At 75.6% G+C, this 9,449-nt stretch carries 6 protein-coding genes; 4 read left to right on the top strand and 2 right to left on the bottom strand.

Going from position 1 to position 9,449, the window contains the following annotated elements:
* Positions 1 to 24: 24 nt before the first annotated feature.
* Positions 25 to 1,212 (bottom strand): macro domain-containing protein, encoded by a 1,188-nt coding sequence (locus IG05_RS42965; RefSeq protein ID WP_051790797.1) that lies wholly within the window; start codon positions 1,210 to 1,212, stop codon positions 25 to 27.
* 167 nt (positions 1,213 to 1,379) lie between these two features.
* On the opposite strand from IG05_RS42965, the gene IG05_RS50145 reads away from it, so the two are divergent.
* From IG05_RS50145 to IG05_RS49760, 4 genes are all read left to right on the top strand, one after another.
* Complete coding sequence (locus tag IG05_RS50145) at positions 1,380 to 3,905, top strand: serine/threonine protein kinase (protein ID WP_051790784.1); 2,526 nt, start codon at positions 1,380 to 1,382, stop codon at positions 3,903 to 3,905.
* The gene (locus IG05_RS0139725; protein ID WP_051790781.1) at positions 3,902 to 5,518 is read left to right on the top strand and encodes a hypothetical protein; all 1,617 of its coding nucleotides are present in this window, start codon (positions 3,902 to 3,904) and stop codon (positions 5,516 to 5,518) included. The genes IG05_RS50145 and IG05_RS0139725 overlap by 4 nt, the downstream gene beginning before the upstream one ends.
* A 401-nt stretch (positions 5,519 to 5,919) precedes the next feature.
* Entirely contained in the window at positions 5,920 to 7,914 is a 1,995-nt protein-coding gene (locus IG05_RS0139720; RefSeq protein ID WP_030348980.1) for an AAA family ATPase, read from the top strand.
* Positions 7,886 to 8,680, top strand: coding sequence for an FHA domain-containing protein (locus tag IG05_RS49760; RefSeq protein WP_234336262.1), 795 nt, complete (start codon positions 7,886 to 7,888; stop codon positions 8,678 to 8,680). Before IG05_RS0139720 ends, IG05_RS49760 begins: the two co-directional genes overlap by 29 nt.
* Before the next feature lie 16 nt (positions 8,681 to 8,696).
* Here the strand turns inward: IG05_RS49760 and IG05_RS0139710 are convergent, their stop codons facing one another.
* Positions 8,697 to 9,383 carry a hypothetical protein gene (locus IG05_RS0139710; RefSeq protein WP_030348978.1) on the bottom strand — a complete coding sequence of 229 codons (687 nt, stop codon included), beginning with the start codon at positions 9,381 to 9,383 and terminating at the stop codon, positions 8,697 to 8,699.
* Positions 9,384 to 9,449: the final 66 nt, after the last annotated feature.

The following is a 9,449-nucleotide window of genomic DNA, read 5'->3' as shown; positions in this document are numbered from 1 at the left end:
GGCTGGGGGAGGGCGGGGTGGGCTTCACCGGGCGGAGCTGGCGGCCGTGAGGAGACGGGCGTGGCGCTCCTCCAGGGTGACCAGCAGCACCGACCAGGACGGGTCGCGGCGCAGCTCGGCCCGGAGCGCGTCGAGCAGCCGGCGGGCCACCGTCTCGACGGGCAGCCCGCCCCGCCCGGACCCCAGCAGCGGGAAGCAGATCGAGGACATCGGAAGAGAGAGGAACTCGCTCTCGTGGCGGGCCAGTTCGAAGCACGTGCGCACGACCTCGCCGAGCACGGAAGGGGACACGTGGTAGCGGTCGCCGTCCCCGACCGGGGCGGCGATCGCCGCGTGGTGGATGCGCCGTACCCCGTGGGCGGCCAGGGCGCCGGACGAGGTGGCGACGACCGTGCCCGGCCGCACGGGCATGCCCGTCCTGCCGTGCGTCCGCAGCCACACGCCCAGTTCCCGGGACAGGACGTCGTCCACGATCTCGCCGGAGGCGTCCCGCAGGGCCGCGGCCCGGCGCAGCGCCCCGGACACCGTGGGCCGGAAGGTCTTGGACATCTCCAGATACGTGTTCTCCGAGGAGACCAGGACGTCCACGTCCCGCACGTCCTCGATCGGGCAGACCCGGACGGTGATCCGGCCCGCCGGCGCCCCGGTGGCCGGCCGGGCACCCGGGCGCCGCGCCGGGACCCCGGCGACGGGCGGCGCCGCGGTCACCGCTGTCCCCGGCTCGCCCGCCGCACCGATCCGGTGGGCGACGGCCGTACCGGTGACCGCCTCCCGGGCGACGGCCGTACCGGTGACCGCTTCCCGGGCGACGGCCAGGACCGCGGCCGCCAGTTCGGCGACCACGTCGTGCTCCTGGCTCTTGCGGAACCGCTCGGTGGTCACGCCGTAGACCCCCGCCGCCGCCTTGCGCCGGTCGGTGCCGGGCACCCCGCGGCGCGCGGCGAAGATCCCGAAGGAGTGGGCGGCGGCACGGGCCAGCGGATCGCAGGAGTCGTCGTCCCGCACCGGGTGGCCGCCGGCCAGCCGCCGCACCGCCGCGCCCAGCAGTTCCTCGATGCCGGACTGTTCGTCGTCGGGCCCGGTGCACAGGCCGGCCGCGACGGCGGCCTCGCGCAGCGCGTCCCGGGTGCAGTGGCGCAACCCGGGCAGACCGCGCCGCCTCAGTTCCCTGAGTTCGGCGACGAGAGTTTCGTGCGAGGGCAGGGGGCACATGATGCGCATCGTAGCCCCGGCCGGGGATTCGCTGAAGATCCGGGAAACTTCCCTTCGCCCGAAGGGAATCGGGATATGTTCTTCGTCCCGCGGCCCGCGCACCGGGCCGGTTCCCTTCGCATTGTGGCCCCCCGGTTCACCCAGCGCGTTTCCCGGAAGGCCGGTTCATGACGACCACGCCGCCCACCCGATTCGTCGACTCCGCGGACGGGGGTTTCACGAATGCCAGACTCACCGAGACCCGCCCGGTCCGTGCCGAGGTGCCTCCCGAACTGGCCGACCGGTTCGTGCTCGTCGCCGTGCTCCGCGCGGCCCTGCAGCCCGCCGGGGCCGTCGTCCTGCGCGTCCACGACCTGACGGCACGTCACGGGGCGGCGGAGATACCCCTGGTCCTCAAGTGGTACCACCGGCTGCACGCCCCCGACCCGGCCGTGGAACAGGAGCTGCGCGAGCTCGCCGAGCCCCCGGCTCCCCCGGTGGAACGGCTCCTGGAGACCGGCACCGCCCACGGGCATCCCTGGCACCTGTACTGGTCGCACGGCGAGGAGACCCTGGACAAGTACCACGAGGACCACCCCGACGGCCTGCCCCCCGAAGCCGTCGAAGCCGTGGTGAGCCAGCTCTGCGACGCCGTCACCGCGCTGCACGAACGCGGCGTCGTCCACCGGGACATCACCCCCGACAACATCATGGTGCCCACGCGCCGCGGCGACCGGGCCGACCTCGTCCTCGTCGACTTCGGCGCCGCCGTCCACCGGCCCGACGAGGCCCTGGAGTCCCGTACCGACTGGCGCGGCAAGCCCCTCTACCTCGCCCCCGAGGCCGGATCGCGATGGCAGACCGTCTCCGAGGCCGGCGACTGGTGGTCGGTCGGCATGATCGCCGCCCAACTGGCCCTGGGCAGACACCCCGTGGAGTTCCGCCGGGACGAGGAGGTGCTCGCGGAGATCGCCACGCACGACCCCGACGTCGGCGGCATCGCGCACCGGCGCACCCGCCTGCTCTGCGAGGGCCTCCTCACCCGGGCCCCCGAACAGCGCTGGCAGGCGGCCGAGGTACGGGACTGGCTGGCCGGCCGGGACCCCGACGTCGCCCCGCGCACCGACGGGCCGGTCTTCCCCGACGACCCGGCCCGCCCCGCGATCCGCCCCTTCCCCTTCATGGGACAGGAGTTCACCGGGACCGAGCGGCTCGCCCTGCACCTGGACCGCAACCACGTGTCGGCGGCGCGCATGCTGGCCGACGACACGGACCGGGCCCGGCTGGTCGACTGGCTCGGCCAGTTCGAGACCGTCGGCGACCGCAGCCCCGGCGAACTGGCCCGGCTCGCCGGCCTGCGCGGGCAACTGGCACAGCCCCCGCCCGCCGGGGTGGTCGTGGAACTGCTGAACTGGCTCGGCCCCGCCCTGGACGTCACCTGGCACGGAGCCGCCCTGGACGCACAGAGCATGCGCCGGCTGTGCCAGGGCGCCCGGGACGGGCACGCCGACGCCGTCGCGCTGCTGCGGCACCTCGCGCATCATCCCGAGGTGCTGACCGGGCTCGCCCAGCGGCCCGGCGGCCACGGACTGGACGAGACGGACCGCGCCTGGCGGGTGCTGCGCGCCCGGTGGGCGCCCACCGTCCAGGAGCTGCGGCGCGACCGCCGGGACCGGGCCGCCCTCAGACACACCGTGGCGGTGGACGCCTGGCTGCTGCAGCTGGCCCGTGAACCGGACCGCACGCGGGACCGGCTCACCGCCCTGCTGCTGCGGCTGCGCGCCGGGTTCCCGGAACCCGTCCCCTGGTTCGACGCACTGCTCTCCGCCCGGGACGACGACCTGCGTCTGGTCGCCGCCCTGCTGCTCGGCGACCGGGCGATGCAGGACGCGCAGGAACTGCGCGGCCGCCGGGTCGCCGAGGAGCACGCGCGGCTGCTCGCCGCGGACCAGGACGGGCTCATGGCCGTCCTGCGCCGGCTGGACCGCCTGCCCACACTGGGCTGGGCGCTGCTCGGCGCCGTCGTCGTCACCGCGCCCTGGACCTTCGTCATCGGCCTCGCCGACGTGTTAGGCCGCGCCTCCCAGGACGCGGTCGTCACGGCCTGGCTGCTCGCGCTGCCCGCCGCCGCGTTCGTGACCGTGGTCGAGCTGTGGACCGCCGTGTACATCGGCCCGCCGTTCTATCACCCCGCACGGTCGCTCGCGGGCCTGCTGATCCGCAGCGCGGAGCGGCCCGGCCGGCTGGCCCGGACCCGGGCCGGCCGCTGGGCCGGGGCGGCGCTGCTCCTTCTCGCCGGTTTCCTCGGCATCTACGCGATCACCGTGGTGCCCTGGCTGTGGCCGCTCGCCTCCGCGGTCGCCGTCGCCGCCTGGAGCCTGCGCCGCGGCTGGGCCTGGCGGCGGCTGCGACGCGCACACCGGGCACGGCGGGCCCGCCGCCGCGGGCTGCCGTGGCGGGCCGACCCGCACGACCGGCGAGGACCCGTACGGCTGGCCCGCGACGCGTGGCACGGGCCGTGGCGGACGGCTCGCGAACGGGCCGGGCTGTGGTGGCGCCGGCTGCGGCAGGGGCCCCTGCGGCGGGTCGGGCTGTGGTGGCGCCGGCTGCGGCAAGGGCCTCTGCGCCGGGTCGGGGAGTGGTCGCGCCGGGTGCGGCGGGCGGTCCGCCGGCGGACCAGGAGGACGAACGACACGACAGGAGAACAGACATGAGCTCGGGTCTCGCCTTCCCCACGATCCAGACGATCGAACCCGCCGTGCACTTCGCACCGCCCCCGCCGCCCCTGGACCCGCAGGCGCTGCCGCACACCGGCATGCTCCACCTGCACGACGCCGCCGGACAGGCCTCCGCCCACTTCGCCGACGCGGCCGGGCACGCCGTCCACCAGGCCGCGGACGCCGCCCTCCAGGTACTCGGCTCGCTCAGCGGTGTCCTGCTCGCCGGACGGGCCGCCCTGATCGGCACCCGGCTCCTCGCCGCCGCGGCAGTACGGGCCGCGGAGGAACAGCGCTGTCTGGAACACCGGCAGCAGCTCGCGGCCACGGCCGCCGGACAGTGGGAGGCCGCCGCGTTCGCCGCCGTACGGTTCAACGCCCGCCGGCGCGCCCTGCTGGCCCGGGCGGCCCGGGCCACGGCGCACGGCGGCCCGCCCCCGCCGGCCCCCGACGTACCGCCGCCGCTGACGCCCGTCGGGGAACGGCTGGCCGAACTGCGCGGGGAACTGGCCCGTGCCGAGGAGGCACTGCGCCGGGCCGAGGAACGGCAGGCCGCGTGGGAGCAGCAACGGCTCGCCGCCCTGCTCCGGCTGGACGAGGAGCAGGACGACGACTGGCAGAGCGCTCTGCGCGAGAGCCGGCAGCGCGCGCTGCGGCGGTTCGCCGCCGAGCGCACCGCCGACGCCGAGGCACGCCAGCTGCCCCGGCAGACCGCCGCCCGGCGCGCCCCCGCGGCACTCGACCCCGAGGAGGTCCGCCGCACCGGGGCGGAGATCCTCGGCGACCTCGACCCGTACGCCGCCGGCGAGGCCGCCGAACTCGCCGCGCGCGCCGTCCGGGACGCCGTGCGCCGCGCCGCCGACGACCCCCGCCGGGCGCGCATCCACCTCACCGAGGCGCGCAAGTTCGTCCGGGACGCGGGCCGGCAGGCCCAGGAGACCAGGGAGGCCCAGGAACGGGCCGCGGCGCACTACGACTTCCTCCGCTACGAGACCCCGGAGGGCGCCGAGGACCTCGCCCCGGAACCGGAGGCCCTCGCGCTGCTCCGCCGCACCCTGGACGAGGGCGTCCCGCTGACCCCGGCCGAACAGGAACTGGTCGAACACCGGGTGGCCGAGCGGCTGCACGCCCTGGACGCGCTGTACGTCCGGCAGCAGTGCGCGGACGCCGTCGCGGAGCTGGCCAGGAGGTTCGGCGGCCGGGCCGGGGCGGGGCGGCCCGAGGGGCAGGAGATCCGCCTCGACTGGACACCCGAGGGCTGGGAACCGGGCCACTGGCTGCGGGCGACCATGATCGACGGCCGCCTGCGGGTGGCGACCATGTACCGGGGCGGGCCGGGGGACCGGAGCCCCGAGCAACGCGCCCTGGACGACGTCCGCTGTGCCGAGACCCGGGAGCGGCTGGCCGAGTTCGAGGAGATCACCGGCATGCTGGGCCTCGGCCTGGAGTTCAGCCTCGAACGCACCGAAGGGGCACTGCCGGGCGTGCTCGGGGAGGACGCCCTGGTACTCGACGACCTGCCGGAGGAGACCGACCGGACGGCCGGCACACACCGGACCCCTCGGCGCTACCGGACCGTCGACGGCGACGGACGCCACGGAACGGGGTGAGGGGGGCGCCATGGTTCCCGCCGGACCGCCGGACCGCCGGACTGCCGGACCGCCGGACTGCCGGACCGCCGGACTGCCGGACCGCCGAGCCGCCGGACTGCCGGGCCGTCGGGCCGTCGGCCGCCGGTACGGCGGGACCCGGCGTCGGCCGCCGGTACGGAACGCGGCTGTCCGCACCGCGACGCCACTGCCCGCAGCCGCAACTTCGCCGCGGGCCCGGAGTACGCGGCCGGAACCGGCGCACGCCACAGAACCGGCGCACGCCACGACACCGGCGCTCGTCGCATGACCGGCGCTCGCCCCCGACACCGGCCGCCCCGCACCGGCGGCCGCCGCCGGAATCACCGTCACAGCCATGGCCGGCGCGCGGCCCGCGGAACAGCGCGCACAGGGGAGGAACGATGGACCTGACCAAGGACGACCGGCTGCCGCCCTTCGTGGAGGAGCTGATCGGAACGCTCGGTGTGCACGCGCAGTACCTGCTGCACGGCAACATCCGCGACCTGCACCTGGTGCGCCGGCGCGGCCGGGACCGCTTTCACACGCTGCTCGACGTGCTGTGGAACCCGCTGCGGGAGAAGGGCTACGAGGCGCTGGTGCTGTGCGACCAGATCAGCGGCTTCCGCGTGGCGGCCGTCGGGGAGGGCGAGGCCCGGGCCGCCGTGGAGGAACTGCTCCAAGGACCACGCGAGTTCCCCGGGCAGACGGCGCCGCAACGCCAGGCGGTGCTGGAGCAGCTGCGGAACATCACCAACGGATGGGCACGGCAACGCGACGAGACGGTGCGCGACGGCCGCCGGCAACGGCCGCTGCGCGTGGCCCTGGTGATCGACCACGCCTCCCGCCTGCTCACCGACCCGTCCCGGCTGACCCCCGACGAACGGGACTTCTTCCTCGCCTGCCTCAAACTCGCCCACGAGGCCGAACCGTTGCCGCCCCGGACGGCCCCCGGTGTCGTACCGAAGGCACCGGGCCTGTTCAACCCGGTGATCTGGCTCGCCGAGGGAGAGCGGGACGTACCAGGGTGGCTGGTCTCCGGCAGCGAGCGGATCCGCGCGGTCGCCGTACCGGAGCCGGACGCCGACGAACGCGGCACGATGGCCCGCCTCCTGTACGAGCGGTACGAGCGGTACGCCGGACACGGCGCCCGCGACGGCTCCGCCACCGGCGCGGACGCCGGGGAGACGGAGCGGGCGGTCGGCGCCTTCGCCCGGGCGGCCTCCGGACTGAGCCTGCGGGCCATGGAGGAGAGCGTGAAGCTCGCCCGCTCCCGCGGCCTGCCGTTCGCCGGCATGCCGGACGCCGTACGCATCTACCGGCTGGGCGTGGAGAAGAACCCGTGGAGCCGCGGCGAGATCCGGGAGCGCATCCTCCTCGGCGAGCAGTCCATCCAGAACCGGGTACGAGGTCAGGAGGCGGCCGTCGCGATGACCCTGGACATCCTCAAGCGCGCCGCGCTGGGGCTCTCCGGGGCGCAGGCCACCAGCCCCGGACACCGGCCGCGCGGTGTGCTGTTCTTCGCCGGCCCGACCGGCACCGGCAAGACCGAACTGGCCAAGGCCGTGGCCTCCGCGCTCTTCGACAACGACCAGGCCTACCTCCGCTTCGACATGAGCGAGTTCTCCGCCGCGCACTCCGCGGACCGGCTCGTCGGCGCGCCCCCGGGTTACGTCGGGTACGAGGCGGGCGGCGAACTCACCTCCGCCGTACGGGAGAACCCGTTCCGCGTCATCCTCTTCGACGAGATCGAGAAGGCCGACAAGGGCATCCTCGACAAGTTCCTCCAGGTGCTGGAGGACGGCCGGCTCACCGACGGGCAGGGCGTCACCACCTACTTCAGCGAGTGCGTGCTCATCTTCACCTCCAACCTCGGCGTGCAGCGCACGGACCCGGCGACCGGGGAACGCGAGTGGATCGTCGAACCCGGCACGCCGTACAAGGAGCTGGAACGTACGGTCAGGGACAACGTCAAGAAGCACTTCGAGCAGGTCATCGGCCGGCCGGAGCTGATGAACCGGATCGGCGGCAACGTCGTCGTCTTCGACTTCATCTCCGACGAGGTCGCCGCGGAGATCTTCGCCCTCCAGGTCGGCAACATCCAGCGCCAGCTGGCCCACGGGCACCGACTCGACCTGCACATCGAGGACAAGGCCCGGCGCGAGCTGCTGGAACACTGCACCCGGGACAAGTGGAACGGCGGCCGGGGCATCGGCATGGTGCTGGAGACGCACCTCGTCAACCCGCTCGCCCGGGAACTGTTCGCCGCGCCCGAACTCGGCCCGGGCACCACGGTGGTGGTGACGGACGTCCGGGAGGCCGAGAGCGGCCGGGTGGACACGACGGTCGTCCTGAAGAAGGGAGACGCAGGTGGCGGCGGAGGTACACGACTGGGATGACGACGACTGGGACGACGGCCCCGCGGCGGACGACGACCCGACGCCCACCCATGTGACGGACGAGAACCCGGCGGCCGACGACCCGGCGGCTCACGACCCGGTGGCCGGCGATCCGGCGGGCGAGGCCCCGGCGGCCGGCGGGGCCACGGACACCGGCCGGCGTCACGACGGCCCGGGCGGCGATCCGCGCCCCGGCGACGGCGGTCCGCGCCCCGCCGACGACTGGGAGGAGGTCCCCGAGGTCGTCGCACCCGGGCCCGCACCCCACCGCCCGTCCCCGTCGCCCGTCGGCGTGCGCTGCCCCGACTGCGCCGCGGTCGTCCCCGCCGGTACGGCCGCGTGCCCCGCGTGCCTGGCCCCGGCCGGCGCGCCCGGGCGGCGGAGCGGCGCGGGCGGGCGACCGGAGCGGCTGCCCGGCGGGGTGCTGCGGCTGGTCTTCCGCGGCGGCGGCCGGCACCTCGACGTGCCGCGCGGCGCCGAACTCCGGCTGGGCCGCAGCAGCACCTGGGCGCCGCAGGCGTCGGCACTCCTGGCCGGTGAGGAGACGGTGTCGGGCCGGCACGCGACCGTCGCGCACACCGCGGACGGGGCGGCCTGGGTGACCGAGGTCGCGCAGGGTGCCACCAACGGCACCCGCGTCAACGACCGGGTGCTGGTGCCGGACCGGGCCGTCCGCCTGCGCAACGGCGACCGGGTCGACCTCGGCCCCCGGGTCGGCTTCGTGGTCCGCGGCATCGAGGACGAACCCGCCGGCCCGGCCGGCTGAGCACCGGCGTAGGGGGTCAGCCCTGCCCGCCGCCCAGGGCGGCCACCGCGGACTTGGCGGCCTTGATGGCCCCCTTGTTGATCTCGTCGGTGCCGGGGGCCTTCTTGGTCTCGAAGTCGCTGCCGTTGTAGGTGACGATGACGAGGGCGTTGGCGGCGCGGACCAGCACCACGCCCTCGCGCGTCTGCTGCTTGTCCTCCGTGGTGAGGTTCACGACGGAGTAGGCGCTGTCCCCGAGCCCCGGCACGGCCCCGCCGCCGCTCTTCTCGGCGACCCGCTGCTCGTACTCCTTCCTCGCCTCCTCCTCGGACCCGCCGATCTCGTAGGACACGTCGAGCCAGCGGTAGTCGTAGCCCTGGAGGGCGTTCCAGGAGCAGGTGCGGCGCAGGTCGGTGTCCGTCGACGGGATCTCCTTGCCGGCCGGCTTGACGCCCGGCACCAGGGACCTGACGGTGGCCGCGGGCACGGCCGCGCAGGGGGCGGGCGCGGTGGCGTACGTCCGCGCCGCCGTGCCGGGCGAGGGGGCGTCGGAGGCGGATCCCGCGGATCCGGTGGATCCGGCGGGCGCCTTCTGGGCCGTGTGGTGCCCGGCGGCGGCCGGCGGCGCGACCGGCCCGGACGTCAGCGCCCAGCCGGCGCAGGCGAGGACCGCGACCGGCGACAGACGCGCGGTGAGAGCGAGCGGCAGAGGAAGGGAACGCACGGCGCACTTCTCGTGGGGGAGGGGGTGCGGAGGGGTCCGCAGGGTGGACGGGGACGACAGTGTCAC

The sequence above is a fragment of the Streptomyces sp. NRRL S-1022 genome (assembly GCF_000720135.1).
In the GTDB taxonomy this organism is placed as follows: domain Bacteria; phylum Actinomycetota; class Actinomycetes; order Streptomycetales; family Streptomycetaceae; genus Streptomyces.
Note: the sequence above shows the minus strand (reverse complement) of the source record. Positions and strands in the feature narration are given on the sequence as shown.

What these genes read in the sequence shown, in the direction of transcription:
- IG05_RS50145 (WP_051790784.1), top strand. Translation starts at nt 1,380, where the DNA reads ATGACGACCACGCCGCCCACCCGATTCGTCGACTCCGCGGACGGGGGT.
- IG05_RS0139725 (WP_051790781.1), top strand. Translation starts at nt 3,902, where the DNA reads ATGAGCTCGGGTCTCGCCTTCCCCACGATCCAGACGATCGAACCCGCC.
- IG05_RS0139720 (WP_030348980.1), top strand. Translation starts at nt 5,920, where the DNA reads ATGGACCTGACCAAGGACGACCGGCTGCCGCCCTTCGTGGAGGAGCTG.
- IG05_RS42965 (WP_051790797.1), bottom strand. Translation starts at nt 1,212, where the DNA reads ATGTGCCCCCTGCCCTCGCACGAAACTCTCGTCGCCGAACTCAGGGAA.